A 13,961-nucleotide genomic window follows, 5' to 3' on the forward strand; every position below is an offset into this window, starting at 1 on the left:
GTCGATGAGCGAGACCATTCCGGCCGCGCCGAAACGCTCGTCCACGGCGCTGATCTTCGACGCCCTGATCTGGGGCGGCGTGGCGGCCCTGCTGATCGTCAGCTTCAAGCCGGCCGAGATCGACAAGTTCCCGCAGCTGTTCACCGAGGCGGGGCGGATGCGGGAGTTCGCGGAAGGCTTCTTCTCGCCGTTCTCCGATCCCAAGGCGTTCATGGCCGCCGACTGGTCGCTCTACATCGGCAAGATGTGGCAGACGATCCAGATGGCGCTGTGGGGCACGTTCCTGGCGATCATCGTGGCCATTCCGCTGGGCCTGCTGGGCGCGCGCAACATCACGCCCGTTTGGGTGCAGCAGCCGGTCCGCCGGGTGCTGGACCTGATCCGCTCGATCCCCGACCTGGTCGTGGCCCTGATCTTCATCACCGCCGTGGGCCTGGGACCCTTCGCCGGCGTGATGGCGCTGATGTTCAACACCGGCGGCGTGCTGGCCAAGCTCTTCGCCGAAGCCGTCGAGTCGATCGACAAGGGCCCGGTCGAGGGTGTTCGCGCCACCGGCGCTGTGAAGCTGCAGGAGATCGTGTGGGGCGTGATCCCGCAGGTGGCCCCGCTGTGGACCAGCTACGCGCTCTACCGCTTCGAATCATCCAGTCGCGCGGCCACGGTGCTGGGCCTGATCGGGGCCGGCGGCGTCGGCCAGGTGCTGCTCGATTCGGTGAATGCGTTCCAATACGACCAGACCGGTTGCATCGTGTTGGTGATCGTCGTGGCGGTCTCGCTGATCGACCTGCTTTCGCAAGTGATCCGGACGCGTCTGCTCTAGTCGAGTTTCGCCGACATTCGCGTCAAAGAACATCAAACGCCGTGGCTCTATAGGCCGCGGCGTTTTTCTTTGTATAGTACCGGGGCCGGGCCTTCCCATACCCGCGCCGCGGTCGCCGTCCGGCGACGCGTCCCTGACCCTGAAGGGCCATGATACTCGTCGCGCTCGCCGTCGTTCTCCTCCTCGTTCTTCTGAACGGGGTTTTCGCCATGTCCGAACTGGCCGTTGTCTCGGCCCGCAAAGCTCGCCTGCAAGGCCTCGCCGAGAAGGGCGACAAGGGGGCCAAGCTGGCCCTCGACATGGCTGAGCACCCGACCCGGTTCCTCTCGGCCGTCCAGGTCGGCATCACCCTGATCGGCATCTTCGCCGGCGCCTACGGCCAGGCCACCATCGCCGGCGCCCTCGACACCTGGCTCGAGGGCTTTCCGCTCGTCGCCAAATATTCCGAGGTCATCGCCACCGGCATCGTCGTCATCGGCCTGACCTACGTCTCGGTGATCCTGGGTGAGCTGGTGCCCAAGCGCCTGGCCCTGATGTTCCCCGACGCCATCGCCCGCCGCATGGCCCCGTTCCTGTCGGTCGTGGCCACGGTGCTGCGTCCGTTCGTGACCCTGCTGACGGTGTCGACCGCCGCGGTGCTGAAGCTGATGGGCGTGCGCGACGAGCGCAACAACAGCGTCACCACCGAAGAGGTGGAAGCCGTCCTGGCCGAAGGCGCCGAGTCCGGTCTGATCGAGCCCGAAGAGCGCTCGATGATCCAGGAAGTGCTGCGCCTGGGCGACCGCCCGGTCCGCGTGGCCATGACCCCGCGCCGCGACCTCTTCTGGGTGTCGCTGGCCGACAGCCCCGAGACCGTGCTGGCCGAGATCCGCGCCAGCGCCCACTCGCGCATCCTGGTGGCCACCGAGGGCGACCTGGACGGCGACATCGGCGTCGTCTCCAAGAAGGACCTGCTGGACGCCTGCCTGGGCGCCGAGCCGCTGGACCTGAAGGCCCACGTGCAGCAGCCCGTGGCCATTCCCGAAACCATGTCGCTGCTGAAGGCCCTGGCGGTCTTCAAGTCGACCAGCCTGCACATGGCCCTGGTCGTCGACGAGTTCGGCTCGCTGCAGGGCGCGATCACGCCCCTGGACCTCTTGGAAATGATCGCCGGCGACTTCCCCGAGGATCACGCCGACGACGAGAAGCGCATCCTGCGCCGCGACGACGGCAGCTGGCTGATCGACGCGCGCCTGGACATCCAGGAACTGAATGATCACCTGGGCGAGAACTTCGAGGCCGAGGGCGGCTACCACACCGTGGCCGGCCTGGTCCTGGACCGCCTGGGCCGCCTGCCCATCGAGGGCGAGCATGTCGAGATCGGCGCCTTCGACCTGGAGATCGTCGACATGGACGGCTCGCGGATCGACAAGATCATCCTCAAGCACGGCAAGCGGAAGACCGACGACGCCGAGGACTAGTCGGTGATGCTCGGCCCGCTGAAGCTGCTGGCGCCGGCGCTGATCCCGTCGTGGAACTTCTTCGACGTGATCGCGCCCTCGCCGCGGGTCGAGTACGCCCTTCTACCGACGCGCGGTCACGTCGCCGACGACTGGCGGGAATTTCGGCCTAAGGCGGCGCGCGTGACCGTGGCGGCCATGCTGGCGCGCCTGGTCTGGAACCCGCGCTGGAACCAGACCCTGTTCGTCATGAGCCTGGCCGAGCGCCTGGTCGAGGACCGCAATCCTCAGCACAGCGAAGACGAGCTCTTCAAGCGCATCGCCGCCGACCTGCCCGCCGATCCCGAGCATCCCTGGCTGGGTTTCCGCCTGGTCTTTGTTCGTCGTGAGGGCGAGGCGATGGTCGAGGAGGTGATGTTCCAGCCCGCGCCGCGGTTGCTGGCCGACATCGTGATCCGATGACCCTGGAGCTCGCCGCCCGCTACACCGAGGTGCTGCTGGCCCTGGCGCTGATCCAGCAGAGCCTGGAGCACCTGCGCGGCTTCCGCGATGAGAAGGTGCTGTTCGGCGTCCGCATCGTCCTCTGCGGCCTCGTTGTCGCCGGCCTGGCCGCGCCCTGGCCGCTGGTCGCGCTGGCGGGCCTGTCTTTGCTGATCCTCCAACGCTTCCAAGGGCCCTATAACGGCGGCAGCGACCGTATGGGCTTGCTGGCCCTGTGGGGCCTGACTCTGTCGCATCTCCTTCCGACGCCGGCGTTGAAGGAGCTGGCCTTCGGCTATCTGGGCGCGCAGCTGGTGCTGTCCTACTTCATCTCGGGCTGGGTGAAGATCATCAATCCCGACTGGCGAGCCGGACGGGCGCTGCGCGACGTCTTCCAGTTCTCGGCCTATCCGGTCGCCGAATCCTTGCGCGCCTTCGCCGACCGTCCGCGTCTGCTGCGGGCCATGTCGTGGGCGGTGATGGGCTTCGAGCTGGCCTTTCCGCTGACTCTGCTGTGGCCGCCGGCCCTCTATGCAGGTCTCGCCATCGCCGCGACCTTCCACCTGGCCAATGCCTGCCTGTTCGGCCTCAATCGTTTCTTCTGGACGTGGCTGGCGACCTATCCGGCGATCCTGTGGCTGCAGGCGCGGGTGTTCTAGGGGCGGACGTCCTGGGATAGGCCCCACAGCAGCGTCTGGCGCGCGTGGGCGATCCGGGGCTGGCGCAGGGCGCTGGGGGCCCAGACCAGGAAGTAAGGCCGACGGATCGCGCCGTTGGGCGAGGGGATCTCCGCCAGTTCCCCGCGCGCGACGAACGGGCTCGAGAGATAGCGCGGCAGCACCGACCAGCCCACGCCGGCCCGCAACAGGCTGCACAGCCCGCGTAGATCCTGGCCGATGACGGCGGGCGACCGCGTGCTGGACGTCAGCGCATTGTGCTCCAGCCAGTCGTTCAGCAGCGGGCGTTCCAGGCTGTAGGTCAGCATCGGCTCGGCGGCCAGGCCGCTGCTCAGGTCGGCCGCCGCGGCGATCCGCGCCGCCACGGCCGGAGCGGCGACGGCCGACATGGTCTCGTCGCGGATCTTCTCGCTGCGCAGTCGCTGGTCCTCGACCGGATAGGCGAAGATCCCCAGGTCGCAGGCGCCGTTGACCAGCATCTCCTCGACCTGGACGCGGTCGCCGGCCTGCAGTCGAACCCGCATGCCGATCTCCAGCAACGGGATCAGGCGCGGGGCGACCACCTCCGACAGGAAGTCACCATTGCCGGCGATTTGGATCACACCCGACATGTCCGCCGATCGCGCGCGGGCGGACGCCAGGGCGGCTTCGGCCACATCCAGGGTGTCGCCCAGATCGGCCGCCAGCTCCCGCGCGGCGGCGGTCGGGAGGACGCCGCGGCTCTCGCGCTCGAACAGGGGATGGCCGACCGCCGTTTCCAGGGCGGCGATGTGCTGGGACACGGCCGGCTGGGTCAGGCCCAGTGATCGGGCCGCGCTGCTGATCGACCGCTGGCGATAGACCTCGACGAAGGTGCGCAGACGTTGGACGGACATAAGTCATCCATAAGATATTTTATGGGTGGTCGTCATTCCTCTTCGGGGCGTGCGGCGGCAGGCGGCGATACACCCACGGCATTCCTTCCGACACGAAGAACCGTCATGAACGATATCGCCACCCTCACCTCGATCGTCCGGTCCATGCAGCAGAGCCACCGCGACGCCGGCCCGGCCGACGCCGCGTTGCGCCGCGACCGGCTGGAGCGCGGCGCGCGCCTGATCCTGGACAATCATCAGGCCCTGGCCGCTGCGATGAGCGACGACTTCGGCCATCGCAGCGCCTATCAATCCCTGGCCGCCGACGTCGCCACGACCGTCAAATCCCTGCGCTACGCCAGCGAGCACCTGGACGCCTGGATGGCGCCGGAGATGGTCGAACCGCCGCTGAGCGGCATGACGACCGAAATTCATCGCCAGGCGCTGGGCGTCGTCGGCATCATCTCGCCGTGGAATTTCCCGATCAACCTGGCCTTCGGTCCGCTGGCCGGCGTGTTCGCCGCCGGCAATGTCGCCCTGCTCAAGCCGTCCGAACTGACGCCGCGCACCTCGCAGCTGCTGGCCGAGCTGGTGGGCCGCTACTTCTCGCCGATGGAGTTCGGCGTGGTGCTGGGCGACGCCGAGGTCGGCGCGGCGTTCTCCGCCCTGCCGTTCGACCATCTGGTCTTCACCGGCAGCTCCGCGGTCGGTCGCCATGTCATGCGGGCGGCATCGGACAATCTGGTGCCCGTCACTCTGGAGCTGGGCGGCAAGAGCCCGGTGGTCGTCGCGCCCGACGCTGACATCGTCATCGCCGCTGAGCGGACCCTGACGGTCAAGACCTTCAACGCCGGCCAGATCTGCGTGTCGCCCGACTATGTGATGATGTCGGCCGCGCGGGTCGAGGCGTTCGCCGCCGCGGCTCGATCGTTCGTCGCGCGCACCCTGCCGACGATCCAGGCCAATCCCGACTACACGGCGATCGTCAGCCCGCGCCACTATGACCGGCTGGTCGCCCTGATCGACGACGCCCGCGAGAAGGGGGCTCAGATCGTGCATATGTCGCCCGCCGGCGAGCCGGCGCTGGACCCGAGGACGCGCAAGATCGCGCCGACGCTGATCCTGGGCGCGACCGACGCGATGCGGGTCATGCAGGAGGAGATCTTCGGTCCGCTGCTGCCGATCCGCGCCTATGCGGACCCCGGCGAAGCGATCGACTACATCAACGCCCACCCCCAGCCCCTGGCGGCTTACTACTTCGGCGAGGACGCCGATCTGCGGGCTGACTTCGCCGCGAGGACCACGTCGGGCGCCCTGGTGTTCGACGACGTCATGACCCATGTCTCGATCGAGACGTTACCCTTCGGCGGGGTCGGCGCGTCGGGCATGGGCGCCTATCATGGCAAGCACGGTTTCGAGCGTTTCAGCCATGCTCGCCCGGTCGTGACCCAAGCCCCCGACGGCGGGGCCAGTCTGCGGCTTCGCGCGCCCTATGCCGACAAGATCGACGCGCTTCGCGCCGCCCTGACCTGACCCATTTCTGCGGAGACACGCCATGAAAATCCTGATCGTCCTGACCTCGCACGACACCCTTGGCGACACCGGCAAGAAGACCGGCTTCTGGCTGGAGGAGCTGGCTGCGCCCTACTACGCCTTCCTGGACGCCGGCGCGCAGCTGGTCCTGGCCTCGCCCAAGGGCGGTCAGCCGCCGCTGGATCCGAAGAGTGATCTGCCCGACTTCCAGACCGACACGACCCGCCGCTTCCAGGCCGACGCCGATGCGCTGAAGGCGCTGGCCCAGACCGTCGCCCTGGACACCGTCGATGCGGCCGACTTTGACGCGGTATTCTACCCGCGCGGCCACGGTCCGCTGTGGGACCTGGCGGAATCGCCAGTCTCGATCGCTATGATCGAAGCGTTCGACCGCGCCGGCAAGCCGCTGGGCCCGGTCTGCCACGCGCCGGGCGCTCTGCGTCACGTGAAGGCGGCCAGCGGCCTTCCCCTGGTGAATGGCCGCAAGGTCACCGGCTTCACCAATGGCGAGGAGGACGCCGTCGAGCTGACGAACATCGTGCCGTTCCTGGTCGAGGACATGCTCAAAGCCAACGGCGGGCTCTATGAGAAGGGACCGGATTGGGCGCCTTATGTCGTCGAGGATGGCGACCTGGTCACCGGCCAGAACCCGGCCAGCAGCGACGCGGTCGCCCATGCGCTGCTGAAGCGCCTGGCGGCGCGGGCTTAAGGATCAGATCGGACCGTCGCCCCCTGGGCGGCGGTCCGTTTCGGCTCAGGCCGCCGTCTTCTTCCGCAGACGCGCCAGGCGGCGCAGGCGACGCCAGAAGCGGGTCTTCTCCGGCTCCGGATAGGGCTGGAGGTTGCGGTAGAATTCCTCGGCGCACGAGCGCCACGAGAACTTCTCGGCGAACTTGCGGGTCACGACGCGGTCGATGTCCAGGCAGGCCAGGCAGGCCTCCTTCAGCCCGTCGGTCTGGCCCGGCGCCAGGACGCCGGCGTTGGAGCCGGGGATGATGTCCACCGGGCCCGGGGCCGAGAACGCCGCCACCGGCACGCCGGCGGCCATGGCCTCCAGGATCACCAGGCCGAAGGTGTCGGTCAGGGACGGGAAGCAAAAGACATCCGCGCCGGCGAAGTAGCGGGCCAGTTCGTCGCCGAACTTGGCGCCCAGGAACTTCACCTCGGGATATTTCTCGGCCAGCTCCTCGCGCTGGGGGCCGTCGCCGATGACGACCTTGGTGCCGGGCAGGTCCAGGCTGGCGAAAGCCTCGATGTTCTTCTCGACGGCCACCCGGCCGACATTGAGGAAGATCGGACGCGCCAAGCCCTCGAAGATGTCGGGATCGCCGGCTTCGCGGGGCTTAAAGATGTCGGTGTCGACGCCGCGCGACCAGGGCGACAGGTTGCGGAAGCCGTGCTTGGCCAGCTCGTCGCGCATGGTCGGCGTGGCCACCATCAGGCGGCCCGACGGCTTGTGGAACCAGCGCATGTAGGTGTAGCCGGCCGCCAGCGGCAGCGGCAGGCGGGCGGAGACGTACTCCGGGAACTTGGTGTGATAGCTGGTCGTGAACGGCAGCTTCCACTCCAGGCAGATCCGGCGCGCGGCCAGGCCGATCGGACCCTCGGTGGCGATGTGGATCGCCTCCGGCTCGAACGACTTGAAGCGCTCCTGCACCGGCTCATAGGCGCCGATGGCCAGCTTGATCTCAGGGTAAGTCGGCAGCGGGAAGGTCGGAAACTGGTCCGGGCTGACCACATCGACGATGTGGCCCATGGCGCGCAGTTCCTGGGTCACGCGGCTGAGGGTGCGGACCACCCCATTGACCTGCGGTTCCCAGGCGTCGGTAGCAAGCAGAATTCGCATCAGGCGGCGGCCGGCTCCGGCAACGGCTCTTCGGCCCCTTCGGTGAGCGGCGACAGCTGGGCGGTGGTGCGGTCGATCACCGACCACGAGCGCAGCTTGGCCCACTCCAGGATCTCGAGGTGACCGTCGGCATGCTCGGCCAAGGCCGTGCAGCTTTCGACCCAGTCGCCGTCATTGATGTACTTGATGCCGTCGATGTCACGCATCTCGGCCTTGTGGATGTGGCCACAGATGACGCCATCGACGCCGCGACGTCGGGCCTCGTCGGCCACGGCGGCTTCGAAGTTCTCGATGAAATGCAAAGCGTTCTTCACCTTGACCTTCAAATACGCCGAGAGACTCCAGTAGCCGAACCCCAGGCGACGCCGCAGGCGATTCACCAGAGTGTTCAGCATGAGGATGGTTCTATAGGACCAATCCCCGAGGAAGGCGAGCCACTTGGCGTGCTGGACGACGCCGTCGAACTCGTCGCCGTGGACGACCAGGTAGCGCTTGCCGTCGGCGGCTTCGTGGATCACGTCGCGGGCCACGATCACGCCGCCGAAGTGCACGCCGCAGAAATCGCGGATGCGGTCGTCGTGGTTGCCGGGGACGTAGATGACCTCGGTGCCCTTGCGGGCCATGCGCAGGATCTTCTGGACCACGTCGTTGTGGACCTGGGGCCAGTACCAGCCGCTGCGCAGCTTCCAGCCGTCGATGATGTCACCGACCAGATAGAGCTTGTCGCACTCGATGTGGCGGATGAAGTCCAGCAGCAGCTCGGCCTGGCACCCTCGCGTGCCCAGGTGCAGATCGCTGATGAAGACGGAACGGTAGCGGCGGACGGCGACGTCGGCGCTCATGGTCGAACCCCCGTTTGGCGCCGCTTTGTTCGCTCCGTCCCCGGATCGGTGCGATGGCGGCCAACGGCTGGCGATTAAGCTGATTGCGTGTCGCTTTAATGAAGCCGAACAGCCCCGCTTAACTGGAGATCAACGGTTTCCTTCCTCGGCGGAAGCCTACGAAATGCACAGTTTCGGCGGTTTCGTCAAAAAACTGGACGCAATAGCAATCCCTTTTACCGCTTGGGGTTGGCTAGCTGTTGCGGTGCAATATCGCTCGCACTAGATCACCGTCCATGGACGTCGCCCGCATCGCCAAGGACACCCCCAAGTCGCAGAAGACGCGTGCGCGCATTCTGGACCAGGCCATGCGCCTGATCGCCGAGGTCGGCTATCACGCCGCCTCAAACCCGGCGATCGCCGACGCCGCCGGCCTGACGCGCGGGGCGATGCTGTACCATTTCCCGACGCGTGAAGCCCTGGTCGAGGCCGCGGTGGCCCATATCCAGGCCGAGCGCTCGACCCTGTTCCGCGCCGCCGCCGACAGCATTCCGGCCGGCGCCGACGTTACCGAACATGCGATCGACAGCTATTGGGACCTGCTGCACAGCGTGCCGTTCCAGGCCTTCGCCGAGCTGGAGGCCGCGGGCCGCGCCGACCCGGCCATCCAGGCGCTGCTGGCCCCGGCCCAGGCCGAGTTCGACCGCGCCCAGGCCGGCGACCACACCACGTTCAAGATCCTGCAGGCCGGCGCGGGCCCGCGCTTCCAGGCTAGTCGTGACCTGGCGCGCTTCATGCTGGAAGGCCTGGCCCGCTCGACCCTGACCTACGACAAGGACGGCCGGAAAGAGCGGCTGCTGGCCGTCATCAAGCGCGCTACCCACATGCTGAACCGCAAGGGCGACATCCAGGATCTCTGGCCGGAATAGGCGCTGTCAGCCCGGCGTGATCGGCAGCGCCGTCGTGAACTTGATCTGCTCCATCGCGAAGCTGGACGACACGTCGGTGAGCGGGGCGGTGGCGATCAGGCGCTTGTAGAAGCGGTCATAGGCGGCGATGTCGCGGACCACGACCTTCAGCAGATAGTCGACGTCGCCGCTCATCCGGTAGAACTCGACGACCTCGGGCAGGGTCCTGGCGCCGGACGCGAAGGTCGTCAGCCAGTCCTCGTCATGCCGGCCGGTCTTGACCGCCACGAACACCGTCAGCCCCAGGTCCAGGGCCTCGCGATCCAGCAGGGCGACGCGGGCGGTGATCACGCCGCTGTCCTGCAGGCGCTTGACCCGCTTCCAGCACGGGGTCTGGGTCAGGCCCACCCGCTCGGCCAGGTCGGCGATGGGGACGGTGGAGTCCTCCTGGAGAATCGCCAGCAGGCGCCGATCGATATGATCAAGATCAATCATCTCCGCCATGTCCCTGTGCGAGAATAGAATTCTCTCTACGCCCGGATTGGCGGTCAATCCAGTAATGCCTTTCTCTGAAACCCCGCCATCCTAGGCAGCCTGGCAATTCAGCGAGGCGGCCATGCTTGGGTCCTTTACGCGTCATCCGAAGTCGGTCGGCGAAAGCTACGGCGAGCACATGGGCGTGGCCTGGAGCTTCGGCTTCACCCTGCTGGGCGCTGGCCTGGCCTGCATCGTCCACGGCATCCTGCCCTTCGCCTTCGAGCGCACCGGCAGCCAGACCGTCCGCCGCCTGAACGAGCGGCTGTCGAACCGCACGGCGCGCGCCGATGCTCATTTCTCGGCTGGCGAAACCGTCCGCGGATGACCGCCGCAGCGCTTCGTCTCGAAGCCGGCAAGCTGGGGCCGGGCCTGATGGCCGGCCTGGTGCTGGCGGTCCTGGCCAAGCTCCTGTCGCAGAGCCTGCATGCGCCGGCCCCGCTGATCGCGGTGGTGCTGGGCATGATGCTGGGTGCGCTGAACCTGCAAGCCCAACTGTCCGCCGGCCTCGACATCTTCGCCAAGCCCGGCCTGCGCCTCGGCGTGGCCATGATGGGCGCGCAGATCAGCTGGGCCGAGTTCGCCGCTCTGGGTGGTCCGGCCATCCTGGCCAGCGGCGTCGTCGTGCTGGGCGGCCTGGCCATTGGCGCGGCTGCCGGTCTGGCCCTGGGTCTGCCCTTCGCCGAAGCCCTGATCGCCGCTGCCGCCTGCTCGATCTGCGGCGCGTCGGCCGCTCTGGCCGCCTCGCAGGCCGCGCCGGCCAGTCCCGCCAACCAGCGCACCACGGCCCTGGTCATCGTCGGGGTGAACCTGCTGTCGACCGTGGCCATGCTGACCTATCCGCCGCTGGCTCAGGCCCTGGGTCTGTCGGCCCACCAGGCCGGCGTGTTCTTCGGCCTGTCGATCCATGACGTCGCCCAGGTGGCCGGCGCCGGGGCCTCGGTCTCGCCGGAGGCCGCCAGCACGGCCGCCCTGGCCAAGCTGGCCCGCATCGTCTGGCTGGGCCCGGCGGTGGTGCTGATCGGCCTGCTCCTGACGCGCTCCAAGGAGGGCGGGGTGGTCTCGGGCCTGAAGGCCCCGCCGCTGTTCGTACTGGGCTTCGCGGCCCTGGCCGCCGCCCGCGGCCTGAACCTGATCCCGCCGGGTCTGGTCGAGGTCTTGGCCGTTTGCTCCAGCTTCCTGCTTCTGGCCGGCGTCGGCGCCATCTCGGCCAAGCTGGGTCCGCAGGCCCTGATGCAGGTCAAGCCGCGCCTGGCGGTGATGCTGGCGACGGTCACTGTAGCCGTCGCCATCCTGGCTTATGCCCTGACGACAATATTCTTCTAACCAGAAGGGATTGGCGGGGACGAAAAGCGCCTTCATGGTCCGGCTCAAGAGTCGGAGGGACTAAGACTTGAGCTTCTGGACGCGCCGAAAGGCGATCGACACCATCACCGCCGGGCACGACGGCGCCCATCAACTGAAGAAGACCCTGAGCTGGTACCATCTGGTCGCGCTCGGGGTCGGGGCCATCGTCGGTACCGGCATCTACACCCTGACCGGGGTCGGGGCGGGTCTGGCCGGGCCGGGCGTCATCCTGTCGTTCCTGATCGCCGGCGCGGTCTGCGCCTGTGCCGCGCTGTGCTACGCCGAGCTCTCCACGATGATGCCAGCGGCGGGCAGCGCCTACACCTACAGCTACGCGGCGATGGGCGAGCCGGTCGCCTGGGCGGTCGGCTGGAGCCTGATCCTGGAATACACCCTGGTCTGCGCGGCCGTGGCCGTCGGCTGGTCAGCGCACGCCACGGGCCTGTTCAAGGCGGCCGGCTTCCCCGATTTCCTGCTGGCCGGTCCCCACCAGGGCGGCATCGTCAACCTGCCGGCCGTATTCATCTCGATGGCGGTCGCGGGCCTCTTGGCCCTGGGCACCCGCGAGAGCGCCACGGTCAACATGATCCTGGTGTTTGTGAAGATCATCGCCCTGGCGGTGTTCGTGGCCCTGTGCCTGCCGGCCTTCAACGCCAGCCACTTCACGCCGTTCATGCCCAACGGCTTCCAGGCCCACGTCCCGGCCGGCGCCGCGGCGGACGCCGCCAAGGTCGGGGTCATGGCCGCCGCCAGCCTGATCTTCTTCGCCTTCTACGGCTTCGACGCGGTGTCGACGGCCGCCGAGGAGACCAAGAACCCCAAGCGCGACCTGACCATCGGCATCGTCGGCTCGATGGCTGCGTGCACGGCGATCTACATGATCGTCGCCGCCGTCGCGATCGGCGCCTCGCGCGCAGAGGTGTTCTCGCAGAGCGAAGCGCCGCTGGTCTTCATCCTGGAAACCCTGAACCAGGCCAAGGTCGCCGGCTTCGTGGCCCTGGCCGCGGTCATCGCCCTGCCGACCGTGATCCTGGCCTTCATGTATGGCCAGAGTCGGATCTTCTTCGTCATGGCCCGCGACGGCCTGCTGCCGCGCGCCCTGTCGGCGGTGAACGCCAAGACCGGCACGCCGGTGCTGATGACCCTGCTGACCGGCGTGCTGTCGGCGGTGATCTCGGGCTTCCTGTCGCTGAAGGACATCGCCGAGCTGGCCAATGCTGGCACCCTGGCGGCGTTCATCGCCGTCGGCGTCTCGGTGATCGTGCTGCGTCGCCGTGAGCCGAACCGTCCTCGGGTGTTTTCGACGCCGCTGTGGCAGGTCGTGGCCCCGGCCGGCGTCCTGGGCTGCCTCTATCTGTTCTACAGCTTGCCGGCCAAGACCCAGCTCTATTTCCTGTACGCCCACATCATCGGGGTGGTGATCTACTTCGCCTACGGCAAGCGCAAGAGCGTGCTGGCCCAACAGGAAAAGGCCGCAGGGTAAGGCTTCCATTCTCGGGGGCCATCGCTACAGTCCGCGTCAAAACAAGCGTTTGACGGGAAGGAAGCGCATGGCCCTCGATCTGGAAACCCGCGAGCAACTGCTCGAGACGGTGGCGCGCTTCGTGGCCGAGCGCCTGCGCCCCATCGAGGCCAAGGTCGCCGAGGATGACGCCGTCCCGGCCGACGTGATCGAGGAGATGAAGGGCCTGGGGCTCTTTGGTCTCTCCATCCCTGAAGAGTTCGGCGGCCTGGGCCTCAACATGGAAGAAGAGGCGCTGGTGGCCATGGAGCTGGGCCGCGCCTCGCCGGCCTTCCGCTCGGTGTTCGGCACCAATGTCGGCATCGGCAGCCAAGGTCTCGTCATGTTCGGCGACGACGCCCAGAAGGCCAAGTGGCTGCCCGGCATCGCGTCCGGCGACGTGATCACCTCCTTCGCCCTGACCGAGCCGGAAGCCGGCTCCGACAGCGCCGCGGTCCAGACCCGCGCGACCCTGGACGGCGACCACTACGTCCTGAACGGCGGCAAGCGCTTCATCACCAATGCCGGCAAGGCCTCGCTGTTCACGGTGATGGCCCGCACCAATCCGGACGTGAAGGGCGGCGGCGGGGTCTCGGCCTTTCTGGTGCCGCGTGACCTGCCGGGGCTGTCGGTCAGCAAGCCCGAGAAGAAGATGGGCCAGCAGGGCGCCCACATCCACGACGTCACCTTCGACAATGTCCGCGTACCGGTCGAGAACCGCCTGGGCGCGGAGGGCGAGGGCTTCAAGGTCGCGATGCAGGTGCTGGATCGCGGTCGTCTGCACATCGCCGCCGTCTGCGTGGGCGTGGCCGAGCGCCTGATCGCCGACTGCGTGGCCTATGCCACCGAGCGCAAGCAGTTCGGCCAGCCGATCGCCAGCTTCCAGCTGATCCAGGCGATGATCGCCGACAGCAAGACCGAGGCCCTGGCCGCCAAGGCCCTGGTCATGGACACCGCCCGCAAGCGCGACGGTGGGGCGACCATCGTCCTGGAGGCGGCGGCGGCCAAGCTGTTCGCCTCGGAGATGGTCGGCCGGGTCGCCGACCGGGCGGTGCAGGTGTTCGGCGGGGCCGGCTATGTCGCCGACTATGGAATCGAGCGCTTGTATCGCGACGTCCGAATCTTCCGGATTTACGAGGGCACCAGCCAGATCCAGCAGCTGGTCATCGCCCGCGAGACCCTGAAACGCGGCGGCTAGGGG

The 13,961-nt window shown here is 67.8% G+C and carries 15 protein-coding genes; 11 read left to right on the plus strand and 4 right to left on the minus strand.

Annotated features, from left to right (window positions below; all coding sequences use genetic code 11):
* The first annotated feature begins 4 nt into the window (after window positions 1-4).
* The 4 genes from phnE to ABDW31_RS18520 all read left to right on the plus strand — a co-directional run bounded on the left by phnE (window position 5) and on the right by ABDW31_RS18520 (window position 3,398).
* Window positions 5-820, plus strand: a complete 816-nt coding sequence (gene phnE / locus ABDW31_RS18505; RefSeq protein WP_184723092.1) for a phosphonate ABC transporter, permease protein PhnE — start codon at window positions 5-7, stop codon at window positions 818-820.
* Between the two features lie 149 nt (window positions 821-969).
* Window positions 970-2,280 carry a hemolysin family protein gene (locus tag ABDW31_RS18510; RefSeq protein ID WP_343699373.1) on the plus strand — a complete coding sequence of 437 codons (1,311 nt, stop codon included), beginning with the start codon at window positions 970-972 and terminating at the stop codon, window positions 2,278-2,280.
* Between the two features lie 6 nt (window positions 2,281-2,286).
* The gene (locus tag ABDW31_RS18515; RefSeq protein WP_343699374.1) at window positions 2,287-2,721 is read left to right on the plus strand and encodes a hypothetical protein; all 435 of its coding nucleotides are present in this window, start codon (window positions 2,287-2,289) and stop codon (window positions 2,719-2,721) included.
* Window positions 2,718-3,398, plus strand: a complete 681-nt coding sequence (locus ABDW31_RS18520) for an HTTM domain-containing protein (RefSeq protein ID WP_343699375.1) — start codon at window positions 2,718-2,720, stop codon at window positions 3,396-3,398. Before ABDW31_RS18515 ends, ABDW31_RS18520 begins: the two co-directional genes overlap by 4 nt.
* Here ABDW31_RS18520 and ABDW31_RS18525 read toward each other — a convergent pair.
* The gene (locus tag ABDW31_RS18525; protein ID WP_343699376.1) at window positions 3,395-4,291 is read right to left on the minus strand and encodes a LysR family transcriptional regulator; all 897 of its coding nucleotides are present in this window, start codon (window positions 4,289-4,291) and stop codon (window positions 3,395-3,397) included. The genes ABDW31_RS18520 and ABDW31_RS18525 overlap by 4 nt on opposite strands.
* Window positions 4,292-4,396: 105 nt before the next feature.
* Between ABDW31_RS18525 and ABDW31_RS18530 the strand changes: the two genes are divergently transcribed.
* Window positions 4,397-5,803, plus strand: coding sequence for a coniferyl aldehyde dehydrogenase (locus ABDW31_RS18530; protein WP_343699377.1), 1,407 nt, complete (start codon window positions 4,397-4,399; stop codon window positions 5,801-5,803).
* Between the two features lie 22 nt (window positions 5,804-5,825).
* On the plus strand, window positions 5,826-6,512 hold the full coding sequence (locus tag ABDW31_RS18535; RefSeq protein ID WP_343699378.1) for a type 1 glutamine amidotransferase domain-containing protein: 687 nt from the start codon (window positions 5,826-5,828) through the stop codon (window positions 6,510-6,512).
* A gap of 45 nt (window positions 6,513-6,557) precedes the next feature.
* Here the strand turns inward: ABDW31_RS18535 and ABDW31_RS18540 are convergent, their stop codons facing one another.
* Complete coding sequence (locus tag ABDW31_RS18540) at window positions 6,558-7,649, minus strand: glycosyltransferase family 1 protein (RefSeq protein WP_343699379.1); 1,092 nt, start codon at window positions 7,647-7,649, stop codon at window positions 6,558-6,560.
* A complete protein-coding gene (locus ABDW31_RS18545) occupies window positions 7,649-8,491 on the minus strand; it encodes a UDP-2,3-diacylglucosamine diphosphatase (RefSeq protein ID WP_343699380.1) in 843 nt (280 codons plus the stop codon). Before ABDW31_RS18545 ends, ABDW31_RS18540 begins: the two co-directional genes overlap by 1 nt.
* 275 nt (window positions 8,492-8,766) lie before the next feature.
* Between ABDW31_RS18545 and ABDW31_RS18550 the strand changes: the two genes are divergently transcribed.
* A complete protein-coding gene (locus ABDW31_RS18550) occupies window positions 8,767-9,399 on the plus strand; it encodes a TetR/AcrR family transcriptional regulator (RefSeq protein WP_184723065.1) in 633 nt (210 codons plus the stop codon).
* A gap of 6 nt (window positions 9,400-9,405) precedes the next feature.
* Here ABDW31_RS18550 and ABDW31_RS18555 read toward each other — a convergent pair whose 3' ends face one another.
* The gene (locus tag ABDW31_RS18555; protein WP_343699381.1) at window positions 9,406-9,882 is read right to left on the minus strand and encodes an Lrp/AsnC family transcriptional regulator; all 477 of its coding nucleotides are present in this window, start codon (window positions 9,880-9,882) and stop codon (window positions 9,406-9,408) included.
* A 112-nt stretch (window positions 9,883-9,994) separates the two neighbouring features.
* Between ABDW31_RS18555 and ABDW31_RS18560 the strand changes: the two genes are divergently transcribed.
* From ABDW31_RS18560 to ABDW31_RS18575, 4 genes are all read left to right on the plus strand, one after another.
* Window positions 9,995-10,240: a DUF6356 family protein gene (locus tag ABDW31_RS18560; RefSeq protein WP_343699382.1), complete on the plus strand. Its 246-nt coding sequence runs from the start codon at window positions 9,995-9,997 to the stop codon at window positions 10,238-10,240.
* Window positions 10,237-11,238, plus strand: a complete 1,002-nt coding sequence (locus ABDW31_RS18565; protein ID WP_184723056.1) for a putative sulfate exporter family transporter — start codon at window positions 10,237-10,239, stop codon at window positions 11,236-11,238. Before ABDW31_RS18560 ends, ABDW31_RS18565 begins: the two co-directional genes overlap by 4 nt.
* A 67-nt stretch (window positions 11,239-11,305) precedes the next feature.
* A complete protein-coding gene (locus tag ABDW31_RS18570) occupies window positions 11,306-12,742 on the plus strand; it encodes an amino acid permease (RefSeq protein ID WP_343699383.1) in 1,437 nt (478 codons plus the stop codon).
* Between the two features lie 67 nt (window positions 12,743-12,809).
* A complete protein-coding gene (locus ABDW31_RS18575) occupies window positions 12,810-13,958 on the plus strand; it encodes an acyl-CoA dehydrogenase family protein (protein ID WP_184723051.1) in 1,149 nt (382 codons plus the stop codon).
* Window positions 13,959-13,961: the final 3 nt, after the last annotated feature.

The organism is Caulobacter sp. (genome assembly GCF_039596335.1).
GTDB lineage: Bacteria > Pseudomonadota > Alphaproteobacteria > Caulobacterales > Caulobacteraceae > Caulobacter.